Origin of the sequence: Saccharothrix espanaensis DSM 44229 (assembly GCF_000328705.1) — a bacterium.
In the GTDB taxonomy this organism is placed as follows: Bacteria; Actinomycetota; Actinomycetes; order Mycobacteriales; family Pseudonocardiaceae; genus Actinosynnema; species Actinosynnema espanaense.
On sequence record NC_019673.1, the window covers coordinates 5,169,386 to 5,183,038 of the forward strand.

Sequence of the window (13,653 nt, forward strand, 5' to 3'; positions counted from 1 at the left end):
CCCGGCCCCTGACGGGCGTCACTCAGGGGAATGACGGGCGTGATGATGGTGGGCGCGGCGTGTCCAAGATCGTCAGGACCACCACCCGACGGGCGCGAAGATGACCACTACGAGTGGATTCACCGGGAAGTACCGCTGGAACGGCCGCCGGCCTCAGCGCGCCAGGTACTCCAGGACCGTGATCACCACCGCGAAGTCCGCCGGATTGGCCAGCACGTCGGCCGCCTCGGGCACGAAGTCGCCAGCCAGGACGTGCTCCAGCACGCTCGCCAGCGGCGCGTCGTCCGGGTCGGCGAGCATCCGGTCGAGGTCCTCGCGGGCGCGTTGGGCGGCCGCCGCGTTCGACTCGCCCACCGCCTTCACCAGGTCGCCCATCAGCGGGCCGAACGACATCGCCGGCCACAGCTCGGTCCGGACCGGGTCGCGACCGGTGACCGCGTCGAGCAGCCGGTTCACCACGGCGGTGTCCACGTCGTCCAGCCCGGCCGGGTCGACCTCGTCGGCCCCCGCGCGGATCCGCCGGAACGCGGCCAGCCGCGGTCGGTCCGAAGCGGACGGTTCCAGGTAGGGGTCGACGTAGGCGGCGGCCTTCTCGTTGCCCTGCCGCGCGGCCACGATCCCGGCCACGAGCGGTTCCCACATGGCCAGGATCGGCACGTACGACCGGGTGCGCCCGGCGATCACGCGCGCCCGCGCGAGCACGTCCGCCAGCGCCTGCCCGAGTTCGTCGGGCCCGGCGAGCCGGCCGAGCAGTCCGCCCAGGTCGACACCGGGCACCGCGTCCACCACCCGGCACAGCGCGGCGACGTCGGCCGGGAGGGCGTCGGTACCGCCCAGCTTCCGGACGGCGAGCGCCAGGTCCTCGACCGAGCCGGCCTCGGTGAGGCCGCCCGCGAAGCGCGACAGCAGCGCGGCGGCCAGGTGGTGCGCCGCCCCGCCGACCGGGTCGTCCGCGTGCCGGCCCAGGTCGGTGCCGTGGCAGTGGTGCGTCACGGCCAGGCTGCCGGGGTCGCCGGCCGCGTAGCCGTAGCGCAACGCGTCGTGCTGGAGGGTCAGCGCGACCTCGCCGTGGCCGCGCTGGGACTCGGCGGTCGCCAGCGCGGCCACCGTGGCCGACAACCGGCGCAGGTCACGCGCCTGCTCGAAGATGGCGCGCGCCCCGCGCAGGTGCTCGACCGCTTCGTCCAAGCGCCCCAACCGCTTGAGCGCGCTGCTCGCGTTGACCAGGTCCTCGGCGATGTCCGCCGGCGACGCGCCGCGCGCCCGCTTGCCGGCGATCGTGGCGTCGACGAGGTCCAGCGCGAGCGCGTGCCGGTCGAGTTGGCCGGCGGCCCACGCGGCGGCGTTGAGCAGGACCTCCCTGGCCTCCCAGCGCGGCGTGCCGGCCGCATCCCGCTCCGGCAGGGCGTCGGCGGCGTCGAGCAGTTCGAGGGCTTCGTCGAGCACCTCCTCGGCGCGGCCCGACTCCAGCAGCAGTTGCAGGTGGTTGCCGCGGTGCACCAGCCGCATCACCGGCCCGACGTCCGCCCCGTCCCGGAGGGCGTGCAGGCGTTCGGTGAGGCGAAGGGCCTCCTCGACGTCCCCCGCCTGCCGCCGGTACCCGATGAGGGCGTTGAGCGCGACGCCCGTGGACTCGGCGTCGCGGGCGAGTTCCAGCGCCCGGCGGACGTGCCGCTCGGCCGCGACCGGGTCGGTGTGGCCGACCATCCGCGCCAGCACGGTCAGCGCGCTCGACTCCTTCGCGCCGCCCGCGCTCACGGCGGCGATCCGGCGCAGCAGCGGCAGGGCGAGGGCTCGGACCGCCGGCGAGTCGTCACGGTGCAGTGCCTGGTCGAGGAACCCGATCGACACCGCGATCTGGCCCCGGCGCAGCAGGTACGGGCTCGCGGCCAGCGCGGCCCGGCTGACCAGCGCGCCGCCGGCGGTCGTGGACTCCTGCTCGCGGGCGTCGGCGAAGACCCGCAGCCAGCAGTCGATCAGGGCTTCGTCCATCGCCTCCCGCGCCGCGTCGTCCACGTCCTCCCGACCGATCCCGGCCACGACCGGGTGCACGCCGTACTCGACGCCGCCGTCCGGTGCGGTGCGGACCGCCACCAGCCCGGCCTCGGCCAGGGCCGGCGGTCCGGCGTCGAGCACGGCCGGGTCGACGCCGAGTCCGCCGGCGATGCCCGCCCACGCCCGCCGGAGCACGAAGCCCGTGCGGTCGTGCTCTTCGACGTGGCACAGCACCCGGAACACCGCGCGGGCACCGTCGTCCAGCGCGGCGACGACCCGCCGCGTCCACGCCCGCAGGACCTCGGTGAAGTCCGCGCCGTCGAGGGCCAGCAGGCCGGCGAACCCGCTCGGGTCGGCGGCCTGACCGTCGGCCAGTTCGAGCAGCTTGGGGTGCCCGGAGGTCGCGGTCAGCACCTCGCCCGCGAGCCGGCGCGCGGCACCGGCCGACAAGCCCGGCGCACGGCCGGCGACCAGCGCGCCGAGCCGGGGCAGTTGCCGGGCCAGCAGCAGGGCCTCGTCCACGGTGAGCAGGTCGACCGCCTCGCGCCGGACGCGGGGGTCGAGGTCGCGCGGCACGCGGCGGCTGGACAGCGCCAGCCGGCTCGGGCCGCCGTGCGCGGACAAGGCCGCCACGAGCGCCGCCCACCGGGCGTCCCGCCACGCGCCCTTCTCGTCCAGCAGCGACTCGGCGTTGTCGAGGACGACCAGCACCCGGCGTGCCGCGCAGGACTCCACGAGCGCGGGCAGCGCGGCGGTGAACCGGTCGGCGTCGTCGCACAGGTGCACCAGGCCCAGGCCGGGCAGTGCGGCCTCCAGCGCGAACACCAGGCGCACCAACGTGTCGTGGAGGTCGGCGTCCTCGTCGGGGGCCTTGAACCACACGACGTCGTCGAACGCGTCGACGTGGGTGTGCGCGAGTTCCAGCGCGCACGCGGACTTCCCGCTGCCGGGCATGCCGTGGAACACCACGCCGGCCATCCCGCTCAGCGGTGCCAGCGCGGCACTGGCCCGCGCCATCACCGCGACCCGGCCGACGAACCGCTCCTGCTGACGCGGGAGCCCCGCCGGGGACCGGCCGGCGTCGGTGGCAGCGGGCGGGGCGGGCAGTCGCAGGTCGACCGCGGTGCCGCCGAACAGGGCGGGTGTCACCGGGGACAGCGCGGGGCTGGTGGGCGTCGCCGGGAACGCGGCGGCCTCCCGCACGGCGTCGGCCAGCGCGATCGGCAGCGGCACGCCGTCGCCGACCAGCCGCCGGTACAGCCGGTGCGCGAGGTCGGTGGCGAACGCGTCGGTCACCGGGTAGCGCATGGCCAGCACCGCGCACCCGAGCCGCTCGACCAGTTCCGCGGCCAGCCCGCCCGCAGCCGGCCCACCCGCAGCCGGCCGGTCCTCGGCCCGCGCATCGGCCGCCTTCGGCAGCCCGAGCAGGCGGCGCTGCTCGGCGGTCGCCGACCAGCACGCCGACACCGCGACGAGCCCCAACCGGCCGCGCGCCGGGGCCAGCAGGGCGGCCAGCTCGTCCGCCGACACGGCGTCCGGGCCGCCGGCCGCGGTCTCCATCAGCAGCTCGCCGGGAGCGCCGTGGCCGGAGATGTGCACCAGGTCCCACCCCTCGGGGTCGGCCAGCACCTCCCGCAGGCGGTCGCGGGTCGCGCCGTACTGGAGCACCCGCAGGTCCACCGCGCGGCCCTGGGCGCGGATCTTGCGGAACAGGTCGTCCAGCGCCTGCCGCTCGGCACGCAGGTTCAGCGGCTGCCGGCCGTCCGGCACGCTGAACAGCCCGAGCACCCGCACTCCCTGCTTCGGTGTCCCGGGAAGTGCGGCGGGCTCGGGCGGTGCGGCGGGCGGGCCGGCGTGCACGAAGCAGACACCGTGCAGCACCAGCGGTTTCCCGTCGACGTGGGCCAGCTCCAGCGGCAGCGGGACGTCGCCGTGGGCCACCACCCGCACAGCCACCGGGCCGCACGCCACGGCGGCGGCCGCGACCGGTCCCAGCACCTCGTCGCCGACCCACGCCCCGAGTGCGGCCACGATCTCCGCCTCGTGCGCCACCCGCCGGTCCGGCGCGGCGCGCCACCGCAGGTAGGCGTGCGGATCGCGGAACGCCTCGAACTGCCAGGACCGCTCGTCCAACCGCACCTCGTGCTCGGCCACGACGGCACCGGCCGCGTCCAGCAGCACCCAGCGCCACCGGGCGTCGCCGTCGACCTCGTGTGCTTCCAAGGTCAGTGTCTTCACGATGTCCTGGCTCATCGGGTCCGGGTTCACAGCGTTCCGATCGCGACCACGCTGATGGTCGCCGCGAGCATCGCGACGCCCAGTGCCTCCGCCGTCATCGCGGACAGCAGGACCAGGGCGCGCCGGTCGTTGGCGCGGCGCAACGACTCCAGCAGTCTCGCGCGGGTCGCGGTCACCCGCGCCCGTGCCGTGGCGTCGTCGTCCTCCCAGTGCTCGCGCATGGTGTCGGCCAGCACCAACGGGTTCGCCGACCGGTGCCGCAGCGGGGCGTTCACGCCGAGCCCGCCGATCGCACCGAGGACCAGGGTCACCGCGCCGCCCACCAACAAGCACACCGCCGCGGCGGACAACGGGATGGCGTCGCGCTGGCGGAACAGCGCTAGCGCGCCGACGCCGAAAGCGGCCAGCGCCCCGCACGAGGTGATCACGGCCAACCCGCGCTGCTCCAAGGAGTTCTTGCGCGTCTCCTCGGCGGCGAGCTGGTCCTGCATGAAGTCCGCGTAGACCGAGCCGCGCGAGTCGTCAGCCATCCCGGAACACGCTCTCGTCCAGCGGGAACCCGTCCCACGGGTCCTCCTCGGGCTTCGCGACCGCCGCGGTCGCCTCGGGCTTCGCGACGACCGCGGTCGCCTCGCGCTCCGAGTCCTCGTCGTCCCGCCCACCGACCCGCTCGCTGATGACCCACCTCTTCCCCCGCACCATCGAGTGGCCGAGTCTAGGACAGCGGGAAAGTGAGGCGCGTACACATGATCCCCGGGTTTCGAGGGCGCCTGGAGCGGGTCACGCCGGTGGTCGGGCCGGCTCGGGCTCGGGGTCGTGCGGAGGGCTGCCGGACAGCAGCGAGGAGAGCCAGCGGGTGTCCGGGTCGACGTCGAGCAGGAGCGCTTTCGCCAGCAGGGTCAGCGGAATCGCCAGCACCGCGCCGACCGGGCCGAACACGAACGACCAGAACACCAGCGACAGGAAGGTCAAGGTGAGCGAGAGGTCCACGGCGTTGCCCACGTAACCGGGCTGGAGCACCGACTGGATCAGGAAGTTGATCAGGACGTACACCGCCACGACGACCGCCATCAGGCGCGGCCCGCCCTCCAGCAGGGCGAGCACGGCGGGCGGCACGACGCCGATCACGAAACCGATGTTCGGGATGTAGTTGGTGACGAACGAGAGCAGCCCCCACAACAGGGCCGAGGGCACCCCGACCAGCCACAGGAACACCCCGTCGACCACCGCGACGACGAGGCCGAACACGGTGGTGACGACGAGGTAGCGGCGCGTGCCGCGGGCGAACCCGCCCAGGGCGCGCACCACCGGGGCGCGCCGGCCGTCGACGCGGGCCAGCCGCCGGGTGAAGTGGTGGGCGTCCAAGCCCATGAACAACACCACGAACAGCAGGAAGATCAGGCTGGAGAACGTTTCCGCGATGCCCAGGAGCAGGTCGGCGACCAGCCCGGCGACCCGGCCGAACGACAGCTCGCCCAGCGCCGCGCGCACCTGCTCCGGGCCGACGCCGAAGGTCGCGAGCCAGTGCCGCAGGTCGACGCCCAGTTCGGCGATCCGGTCCTGGTACTCGGGCAGGACCGCGCCGAGCCGGGCGAGGGAGACCGCGAACGCCAGCGCCATCCCGACGATGAAGCCGAACACGGCCAGCAGGGTCAGCGCCACCGCGAGCCACCGCGGCACGCCCCGGCGCTGGAGGACCGCCGTGAGCGGGTGGACACCGATCACCACCACCAGGGCCAGCAGGACCGGCGCGAGGACGGACGCGAACTGGCGCAACGCGAGGATCGCGACCAGCAGCCCGGCACTCCCGACGACCACGGTCAGCCCCCGGGGCAGGGTGACGCCCGGCGGCGCGTTCTCGGACATGGCGGACTCCTCGGGTCGACGACGTCCCCGAGATCGTCGGACCCGGCACCGCGAACCGGCATCGCCCGCCGGGGATGAGCCCGCCGGGGATCGCCTTCAGGTGGTCCGCGGTTCAGGCCGGGCGGCCGGTCACGTGAGGCGGTCGATGTTGCGGAGCGCTTTGGCGTAGCCGTTCTCGTCGCCGGCGTGGCGGAAGACCCGGGCGGCAAGCCGGAAGCAGTCCACGGCCTTGGGTAGGTCGTCCAGTTCGGCGAGTTCGGCCCCGGCGTTGAGCGCGGCGTTGCCCGCGTACGCGTGATCGCCGACGGCTACCAGGAGGTCGTGCGCCCTGAGGTACTGGACCGCCGCCATGCCGTGGTCTCCGGCCGCGTGCAGGTCGTCGGCAGCGACTGGCGGTCCCGCGCGTCTCGTCCCGTCACCTGGTCGCCTCCGGCACCCGTCGTCGTGGACCGGGCGGCGCAGTGGTCCGGCCGCCTGCCGTCGACCGGTACATCGTCGTGGCGGTCGAGGCGTTTCAGGTCGCGCGAACGGGTTGGCGCACAAGGCCGAACGGCCCACGCGGCGAGGGTGCGGGCGAGGAGGAGCCGGGCCCCTACTGCACCGGGAGGTCCCTCGGCATCATGGGGCACGCCGCCGGGCCGGGTCGGCGGCGTGCCCCTCGCGACGGGGGCGCACCGGGCAGACCACCCAGGAGTCCGACATGACGAGCCCCGCGGACCGCGGCCGGGTCGCCCGGCGCACGGTCCTCGCCTCCACCCTCGCCTGTACGGCCGTCGATGCCGCGGCTTCCGGGGACGTGTGCGCGCCGATCCGGCCGGTGCCGGTGCCGGACCAGGTGCCCGCCCGGGAGGGGTTCGTGGACGTGGTCGGCGGGCGGTTGTGGTTCTGGGACACCGGGGGCGATGGGCCGGCGGTCGTCCTGGTGCACCCCGGCAGCGGGAGCGCGCTGTCGTGGCCCCACCAGCAACCGGTGTTCGCCCGCGCCGGGTACCGGGTGATCGCCTACTCGCGGCGCGGCCACTACCGGTCGTCCCCGCCGGAACCGGGAAACCCCGGTGTGGGCGCGGACGACCTGCACGCCGTGGTCCGGCACCTCGGGCTGCGGCGGTTCCACCTGCTCGGCGCGGCGCTGGGCGGGTTCTACGCGACCGACTACGCGCTGCTGCGCCCCCACCGGCTGCTCAGCCTGGTGATCGTGAGCAGCTTCATGGGCATCTCCGACCCGGAGTACCTGCGGGTCACCGGGCTCCTGCGGCCGCCGGGGTTCGGCGACCTGCCGCACGAGTTCCGGGAGCTGGGCCCGTCCTACCGCGCGGCCGACGAGGAGGGCGCGCGGCGGTGGAGGGAGATCTCCGAGCGCTCGCTGGGCGGGCGCGCCGTCGAGTTCCAAGACCTGTCCGAGCCGATCACCTGGGCCAGGCTGGCGACCCTGTCGGTGCGGGCCCTGATCGTCACCGGCGACGCCGACCTCTACCTCCCGCCGCCGATCCTGGCGATGATCACCGCTCACCTGCCCGACGCCGACGCGCTGGTGTACGGGCAGGTCGGGCACTCGGCGAACTGGGAGCGGCCGGTGGAGTTCAACCGGGACGTGCTGCGCTTCTGGTCCGGCGGCCGGTTCCACGGCGGCCCCTGCCGCTGACCACGCGGCACCGGCGGGCCGCCGGTGCCGCGCCGGGTCAGCCGCCGGTGACCGAGGTGAGGTAGCGGTCGGCCGATTCCGGGTCGTAGAACCACTGCGCCAGGTCCGACGGGTCGGCGAAGGCGTTGACGAACCGGCCCGCCACGGCCGGGACGTCCCGGGCCGTGCCGAAGATCCGCATGATGTGCTCCGGCGGCGGCTGGAGCATCGCGTTGGTCCAGGTCGTCGCGTGCCGGGCGTCGTCCCAGTAGGACTCGAACACCTCCGTCATCCACGCCTCGTCGAACGGCTCGCCGCCGCGCGCCAGGATGCTGTCCAGGTAGGACGCCGCGCACTTGGCCGCGTTGTTGGAACCCTGGCCGGTGATCGGGTCGTTGGCCACCACCACGTCCGCCATGCCCAGCACCCGCCCGCCCGACGGCAGCACACCGACCGGCTTGCGCACGACCGGCGCGTAGGCCCCGGTCAACGTCGCCCGCGCGTCGGTCAGCTCCACCGAGCCGCACCGCTCGTACTCCCACGGCACGAACTCCCGCACCAGGTCCAGCATCCGCCGCAGGTGCTCGGCGGGGCCGGGACGGTCGTCCCAGCAGTCCAACTGGCCGCCGGGGACGCCTTCGAAGAACAGGATGTCGCACGGACCGCTGAGCGTCAGGGCGGGGATGACGAACAGCTCGCCGACCCCGGGCACGGCGTTGAACCGCACCACGTGCTCCTCCGGGTGCTCGGGCCGCGGCGCGAGGCCGTGCACGTAGGCCACGGACAGGATCCGCTGCGGCGCGGTGTAAGGGGAGCGTCCGGCGTCACGGCTGAACGCCTGCACCAGCTCCCCCTTGCCGGCCGCGACCACGACCAGGTCGTACATCCGCGTCAACGAGTTCAGGTCGGCGGTGGTCACCCCGTGGTAGACGACGTTGCCGCCGCGGTCCTCCAGCAGTTCCAGCCAGCCGGCCATCTTCACCCGCTGGTCCACCGACTGCGCGCGCTCGTCCAGCCGGGCCCACCAGTCCAGCGCCCGGACCCGGCCGCCGCGCTCGTCGGGCGCGGCCACCGACAGGCCGATGCCCGTCACGTCCGGCGCGTGCCCCGCCCACAGGTCCAGGCCGAGGTCGCGCTCGTGCGCGAGCGACGGGCCGAACATGCACTGGGTCGACATCACCCGGCCGGCCCGGATCTCCTCCGGCGTCCGCGCCGACATCACCGTGACGTCGTACCCGTTCGCGACCAGCCCTAACGCGAGTTGCAGCCCCGACTGGCCGGCCCCCACGACGAGCACCTTCCGCATTCCCGCCAACCTCTCCGCAGTCGTTCGAGTGGGTCGTTCACGCCGGACCGTAGGACGGGGCGAGCGACATCGTGTGCGACACCAGGCCCCGCAACGCCGCGGCCACGGAGGAGCGCTCGCGGGCGTCGCAGGTGATCACGGGGACCTCCGCGGACAGTGCCAGAGCCTCCCGGACGTCGTCGAGGTCGTGCGCCAGCAGACCGTCGAACAGGTTCACCGCGACCACGAACGGCAGGTCCGAGTCGTTCTCGAAGTAGTTGATCGCGGCGAACGACTCGGCCAGCCGGCGGGTGTCGACCAGCACGATCGCGCCGAGCGCGCCGCGCGCCAGGTCGTCCCACATGAACCAGAACCGCGCCTGACCCGGCGTGCCGAACAGGAACAGCACCAGGTCGTCGCTCAGCGCCAGCCGGCCGAAGTCCATCGCGACCGTGGTGGTGACCTTGTCGCTGTCGGGGTCCACCGGGTCCACCCCGTGCGACGCCTCGGTCATCCACGCCTCGGTGTTGATCGGCGGCACCTCGGACACCGAGCCCACGAACGTCGTCTTGCCGACCCCGAAGCCGCCGGCGACCACGATCTTCGCCGAGATCGTCAGCGGACCGGCGTCAAACGCGCCTGAGCCCATCCAGAATCCTCTCCAACAGCGGCAGGTCGTAGTGGTACTCGTGCCCGGTCGGGTGCACGTACACCAGGTCCTGGCTGATCAGGTCGCTGAGCAGCACCCGGATCACGCCGAGCGGGATGTCCAGGTGCGCCGACAGCTCCGCCACCGAGGTGCGCTCCCGGACGTGCTCGTAGAGCGCCTGGGCCTCGGGCATCAGCAGCGCGCCCGCCTGCGGGTCGTAGCGGGGCACCGACACCAGTGTCTCCACCAGCAGCAGGTGCCGGGGACGTGTCCTGCCCCGGGTGATGGCATACGGGCGGACCCGGGTGCTGCGCATCGTCGGTGTGGAACCGGTGACCACTGCGCTCCTCCTCCTGCCCTCACGCGCCGGGACGTCGTGAGGTCACCGTGCGCCGCATGTCGGCCCGCCGCTGAGGGGTCAGCGCGTGGCCGGCGTTGTCGACGAACTTGGTCATCTCGTAGCCGATGACCTTCATGTCGCAGCCCGGCGCGGTCAGCACGCCGAGCCCCGCCTCCACCCCGATGTCCATGAACAGGAAATAGCCGTCGGTGAGCCGCACGACGATCTGCTCGCACGTGCCCTTGTGGAACATCGTCGCGGCGGCGCGGGCCAGGTTCAACATCCCGCTGGAGATCGCCGCGAGCTGCTCGGCCGCGTCCTGCCCCACCGAGTCCGACGCGACCAGCGAGAGCCCGTCCGCGGACAGGATCAGCGCGTGCGTCACACCGTGCACGCGTGCGACGAAGTCGTTGATCAGCCAGCTGAAGTCCGACGCCGGGGAAGCGTGGTGGTCGGTCGTCACTCGGTCGGTTCCTCGCGGTGTGCGTCGGGGTGCTCGTCGGGCAGGGTGCCGCGGGCCGCCCGCTCGCCCTCGCCCAGGGCGGTCAGGTCGTCGAACACGTCGGGGCCGGTGGCCAGGTCGCGGGGCCGGGGTGGGGCCGGCTCGCCACCGCCGCGCAGGCTGGTGGGCACCCGTCTGGGCAGGCCCTTGTCCGTCACGCCGGCCGTGACGCCGGTCGCGCGCGGCGCGTCGGGCGCGGGCCGGCGGGAGTCGAGCGCGGGCCGGCGGGCGTCGGGCACCTCGGCCGGCACCCTGCTCGCGGGCTCCGCGCGGCGGGTGAACGAGACCTGCGGGGCTTCGCGGACCAGCCCGGCGGGCAGCAGGACGCAGGCGATCGTGCCGTGCGGGACGCGGTCGTCCAGCCAGACCCGCAGGCCGTGCTTGTCGGCCAGCCGGCGCACCACGGCGAGCCCCATGTGCCCGACCGCCGCGCGGTCCAGCACCGGCGCGGTGGACAGCCGGTCGTTGAGCTCGGCCAGCCGCTGTGCGGGCAGCCCGATCCCGGAGTCCTCCACCCGCACCAGGACGCTGCCCTGCTCGGTGAAGTGCGCGCTCACCGTCACCGTCGAGTGCGGCGGGGACTGCGCGGTGGCGTTGTCCAGCAGCTCGGTGAGCAGCCGGCTGACGTCGTCGGCCGCGAGCCCGACGACCGCGAGCTGCGCCACCCGACCGATCTCGACCCGCCGGTACTGCTCGATGGCGGACAGCGCGGCGCGCACGACGTCGACCAGCGAGGAGTTCTCGCCGGTGGCGGCACCGGCCTCCTCGCCGGCCAGCACGCGCAGGTTCTCGGCGTTGCGGCGCAGCCGGGTGGCCAGGTGGTCGAGCTTGTAGAGCCGGGCCAGCGCGTCGGGGTCCTGCTCCTCGGCCTCCATCCGCTCCAGCTCGGCGAGCAGCGAGTCCACCAGGTTGAGGTCGCGCAGCGCGATCCCGGCGAACACGTCGGAGAGCACGTCGTCGCGCCGCGCGCCGGTCGGCTCGGCGAGCGCGGCCGGCGCGGCGGCCGTCGACGGCGTGCCCGGCGTGGCCGCGTGCCTCGGCTCGCGGCGGGGTTCGAGGAACTCCACGACGGTGCCACGCGCCTGGTCCAGCAACGATCTGGCACCGTGCTTGCGGTACTGGTCAACCAGTGACCGCATTCTGCTCACCACAGGCGCTCCGCAAGGACGTCATGGGCCAACACCGCGTCAACCATAGTCACGCTCAGGTTATGGTCAAGACGGAGGGTGACGCTAGACGCTCGATCGGGTGCACAAAGTGACGCCTGACGTGCGGGGATGATCACTCGCAGATATCATCGCCGGACGCTGCGCAACTCCACTCACCCGGCGTGACACCCGGCTGCCGAGCCGGCGACGTCGGTGGGTGACGCCGCCGGCGCGGCTCAGAGCGCGAGCCGGGGCCAGGTCCCGGTGTCGCGCAGCAGCTGCCGGTCGTGCGTGGCGATGACGACCGCGGCCGGGGTCGACCCGAGCGCGGCGGTCAGCTCGTCCACCAGCGCGGCCGACAGGTGGTTGGTCGGCTCGTCGAGCAGCAGCACGTGCGGCCGGTCGGCCAGCACCAGGGCCAGGTCCAGCCGTCGGCGGGCACCGACCGACAGCTCCGCCACCGGCCGGTGCACGTCGTGCCCGGCCAGCAGGCCCAGCTCGGCCAGACCCGGCGCGGCCGAGCCCGGCGCGGCAGGACCCGGCGCGGCAGCACCCGGTGCGGCCAGGCCCGCTCGGACCACGCGCTCGTCGTAGAGCGCCGCCGCGGTGCGGGTGCCCGGCGGTTCGGACTCCTGGCCCAGCCACCCGACCCGCACCGGTCGGGCGCGGGTGACGCCGCCCGTGCTCGGTGCCGACTCCCCCGCCAGCACCGCCAGCAGCGTCGACTTGCCGGCGCCGTTCGGGCCGGTGACCACGAGCCGGTCCCCGGCGTGCAGCGCCAGGTCCACCGGGCGGTCGAGCCGGCCCGCGACGGTCACGCCGACCGCCCGCAGCAGCGTCGCGCCGCCGTGGCCGGGCAGGTCGGGCAGGGCGAACCGGGTCGGCGGCGGCGGGACCGCCACCACGTGCGCGGCCAGGTCCTCCTGCCGCCGGTGCACGGCCCGGACCAGGCCGGGCGCGCGGGTGGCGCGGGTGTGCCTGCCGTGCCCCTTGTCCGGCCGCCAGTTGTCCCGCAGCCGGTTGCGCGCCGCCGACAGGTCGTCGGCCAGCCGCTGCCGCTCGGCGACCTGCTCGGCGTGCAGCGACTCCCAGCGGGCGCGCTCGGCCCGGCGGGCGTCGACGTAGCCCGCGTAGCCGCCGCCGTACACCCGCGGCCGGCCGTCGCTGGACGGGTCGAGGTCGAGCACCGAGGTGGCCACGTCGGCGAGCAGCGCCCGGTCGTGGCTGACCAGCACGACCACGCCGGGGTGCGCGCGCAGCCGCTCGGTGAGGTGGTCGAGCCCGGCCGCGTCGAGGTGGTTGGTCGGCTCGTCGAGCAGCAGGACCCGGTGCCCCGCGCCGAGCAGGCAGGCCAGCCGCACCCGGTGGCGCTGCCCGACCGAGAGCGTGCCCAGCGGGCGGGAGCGGTCGTCCACGGCGTCCAGCGCGGCCAACGAGACCGCCACCCGCCGGTCGGCGTCCCAGGCGTCGAGCGCCTCAGCCTCGGCGAGCGCGGCGGAGTAGGCGTCGGCCGCGCCGGGCCGGTCCTCGGCGAGCGCCTCGGCGGCGTCGTCCAGGCGGGCCAGGGCACCGCGCACGGCGGCGAGTTCGAGGTCGACCAGCGCGCCGACGGTGTCGGCCGGGCCGAGCGGGAGCTGCTGGTCGGCCACGCCCGTCGAGCCGGCGCGGTGCACCTCGCCCCGGTCGACGGGCAGGTCGCCGGCGAGCACCCGGAGCAGGGTGGTCTTGCCGCGACCGTTCTCCCCGACCACGGCGACCCGGTCACCGCTCGCGGCGACGAGGTCGACCCCGGCCAGCACGGGCCGGCCGCCGAACGAGACGTGGACACCGGACACCCGGACGTGCGCGGCCCGCGCGGGGGCGAACGAGAGTTCGGACATGGGGGAACTGCCTCCAACGAGAGGTGATGCGCGGAAAGGACGAACTCGGCACCGCGAACCCGCGGCACCGTGGAGGCGTCGTCCCTCAGAGGTAGAACTGCTCGTGCATCACGCCCACCACGGTAGGCC

Annotated in this window: 12 protein-coding genes; 1 reads left to right on the forward strand and 11 read right to left on the reverse strand. The window is 74.7% G+C overall.

Annotation, left to right across the window (positions count from 1 at the left end; translation table 11 throughout):
- Positions 1-153: 153 nt before the first annotated feature.
- The 5 genes from BN6_RS22745 to BN6_RS22765 all read right to left on the reverse strand — a co-directional run bounded on the left by BN6_RS22745 (position 154) and on the right by BN6_RS22765 (position 6,450).
- Positions 154-4,248 (reverse strand): CHAT domain-containing protein, encoded by a 4,095-nt coding sequence (locus BN6_RS22745; protein WP_148302970.1) that lies wholly within the window; start codon positions 4,246-4,248, stop codon positions 154-156.
- 11 nt (positions 4,249-4,259) lie between these two features.
- Complete coding sequence (locus BN6_RS22750) at positions 4,260-4,763, reverse strand: hypothetical protein (RefSeq protein ID WP_015102092.1); 504 nt, start codon at positions 4,761-4,763, stop codon at positions 4,260-4,262.
- Positions 4,756-4,935 carry a hypothetical protein gene (locus BN6_RS22755; protein WP_015102093.1) on the reverse strand — a complete coding sequence of 60 codons (180 nt, stop codon included), beginning with the start codon at positions 4,933-4,935 and terminating at the stop codon, positions 4,756-4,758. Before BN6_RS22755 ends, BN6_RS22750 begins: the two co-directional genes overlap by 8 nt.
- A gap of 78 nt (positions 4,936-5,013) precedes the next feature.
- Positions 5,014-6,099, reverse strand: a complete 1,086-nt coding sequence (locus BN6_RS22760; RefSeq protein WP_015102094.1) for an AI-2E family transporter — start codon at positions 6,097-6,099, stop codon at positions 5,014-5,016.
- A gap of 129 nt (positions 6,100-6,228) precedes the next feature.
- Complete coding sequence (locus BN6_RS22765; RefSeq protein WP_015102095.1) at positions 6,229-6,450, reverse strand: hypothetical protein; 222 nt, start codon at positions 6,448-6,450, stop codon at positions 6,229-6,231.
- A 349-nt stretch (positions 6,451-6,799) separates the two neighbouring features.
- Between BN6_RS22765 and BN6_RS22770 the strand changes: the two genes are divergently transcribed.
- The gene (locus BN6_RS22770) at positions 6,800-7,741 is read left to right on the forward strand and encodes an alpha/beta fold hydrolase (protein WP_148302971.1); all 942 of its coding nucleotides are present in this window, start codon (positions 6,800-6,802) and stop codon (positions 7,739-7,741) included.
- Between the two features lie 37 nt (positions 7,742-7,778).
- On the opposite strand, the gene BN6_RS22775 is transcribed toward BN6_RS22770, so the two are convergent.
- The 6 genes from BN6_RS22775 to BN6_RS22800 form a co-directional block, all read right to left on the reverse strand.
- Complete coding sequence (locus tag BN6_RS22775) at positions 7,779-9,026, reverse strand: styrene monooxygenase/indole monooxygenase family protein (protein ID WP_015102097.1); 1,248 nt, start codon at positions 9,024-9,026, stop codon at positions 7,779-7,781.
- Between the two features lie 37 nt (positions 9,027-9,063).
- Positions 9,064-9,654 carry a GTP-binding protein gene (locus BN6_RS22780; RefSeq protein WP_015102098.1) on the reverse strand — a complete coding sequence of 197 codons (591 nt, stop codon included), beginning with the start codon at positions 9,652-9,654 and terminating at the stop codon, positions 9,064-9,066.
- Positions 9,635-9,994 (reverse strand): DUF742 domain-containing protein, encoded by a 360-nt coding sequence (locus BN6_RS22785; protein WP_015102099.1) that lies wholly within the window; start codon positions 9,992-9,994, stop codon positions 9,635-9,637. Before BN6_RS22785 ends, BN6_RS22780 begins: the two co-directional genes overlap by 20 nt.
- A gap of 19 nt (positions 9,995-10,013) precedes the next feature.
- Positions 10,014-10,457 (reverse strand): roadblock/LC7 domain-containing protein, encoded by a 444-nt coding sequence (locus BN6_RS22790; RefSeq protein ID WP_015102100.1) that lies wholly within the window; start codon positions 10,455-10,457, stop codon positions 10,014-10,016.
- Positions 10,454-11,635 (reverse strand): sensor histidine kinase, encoded by a 1,182-nt coding sequence (locus BN6_RS22795; protein ID WP_015102101.1) that lies wholly within the window; start codon positions 11,633-11,635, stop codon positions 10,454-10,456. Before BN6_RS22795 ends, BN6_RS22790 begins: the two co-directional genes overlap by 4 nt.
- 245 nt (positions 11,636-11,880) lie before the next feature.
- Positions 11,881-13,524: an ABC-F family ATP-binding cassette domain-containing protein gene (locus BN6_RS22800; RefSeq protein ID WP_015102102.1), complete on the reverse strand. Its 1,644-nt coding sequence runs from the start codon at positions 13,522-13,524 to the stop codon at positions 11,881-11,883.
- Positions 13,525-13,653: the final 129 nt, after the last annotated feature.

What these genes read in the sequence shown, in the direction of transcription:
- BN6_RS22745 (WP_148302970.1), bottom strand. Translation starts at nt 4,248, where the DNA reads ATGAGCCAGGACATCGTGAAGACACTGACCTTGGAAGCACACGAGGTC.
- BN6_RS22750 (WP_015102092.1), bottom strand. Translation starts at nt 4,763, where the DNA reads ATGGCTGACGACTCGCGCGGCTCGGTCTACGCGGACTTCATGCAGGAC.
- BN6_RS22755 (WP_015102093.1), bottom strand. Translation starts at nt 4,935, where the DNA reads ATGGTGCGGGGGAAGAGGTGGGTCATCAGCGAGCGGGTCGGTGGGCGG.
- BN6_RS22760 (WP_015102094.1), bottom strand. Translation starts at nt 6,099, where the DNA reads ATGTCCGAGAACGCGCCGCCGGGCGTCACCCTGCCCCGGGGGCTGACC.
- BN6_RS22765 (WP_015102095.1), bottom strand. Translation starts at nt 6,450, where the DNA reads ATGGCGGCGGTCCAGTACCTCAGGGCGCACGACCTCCTGGTAGCCGTC.
- BN6_RS22770 (WP_148302971.1), top strand. Translation starts at nt 6,800, where the DNA reads ATGACGAGCCCCGCGGACCGCGGCCGGGTCGCCCGGCGCACGGTCCTC.
- BN6_RS22775 (WP_015102097.1), bottom strand. Translation starts at nt 9,026, where the DNA reads ATGCGGAAGGTGCTCGTCGTGGGGGCCGGCCAGTCGGGGCTGCAACTC.
- BN6_RS22780 (WP_015102098.1), bottom strand. Translation starts at nt 9,654, where the DNA reads ATGGGCTCAGGCGCGTTTGACGCCGGTCCGCTGACGATCTCGGCGAAG.
- BN6_RS22795 (WP_015102101.1), bottom strand. Translation starts at nt 11,635, where the DNA reads ATGCGGTCACTGGTTGACCAGTACCGCAAGCACGGTGCCAGATCGTTG.
- BN6_RS22800 (WP_015102102.1), bottom strand. Translation starts at nt 13,524, where the DNA reads ATGTCCGAACTCTCGTTCGCCCCCGCGCGGGCCGCGCACGTCCGGGTG.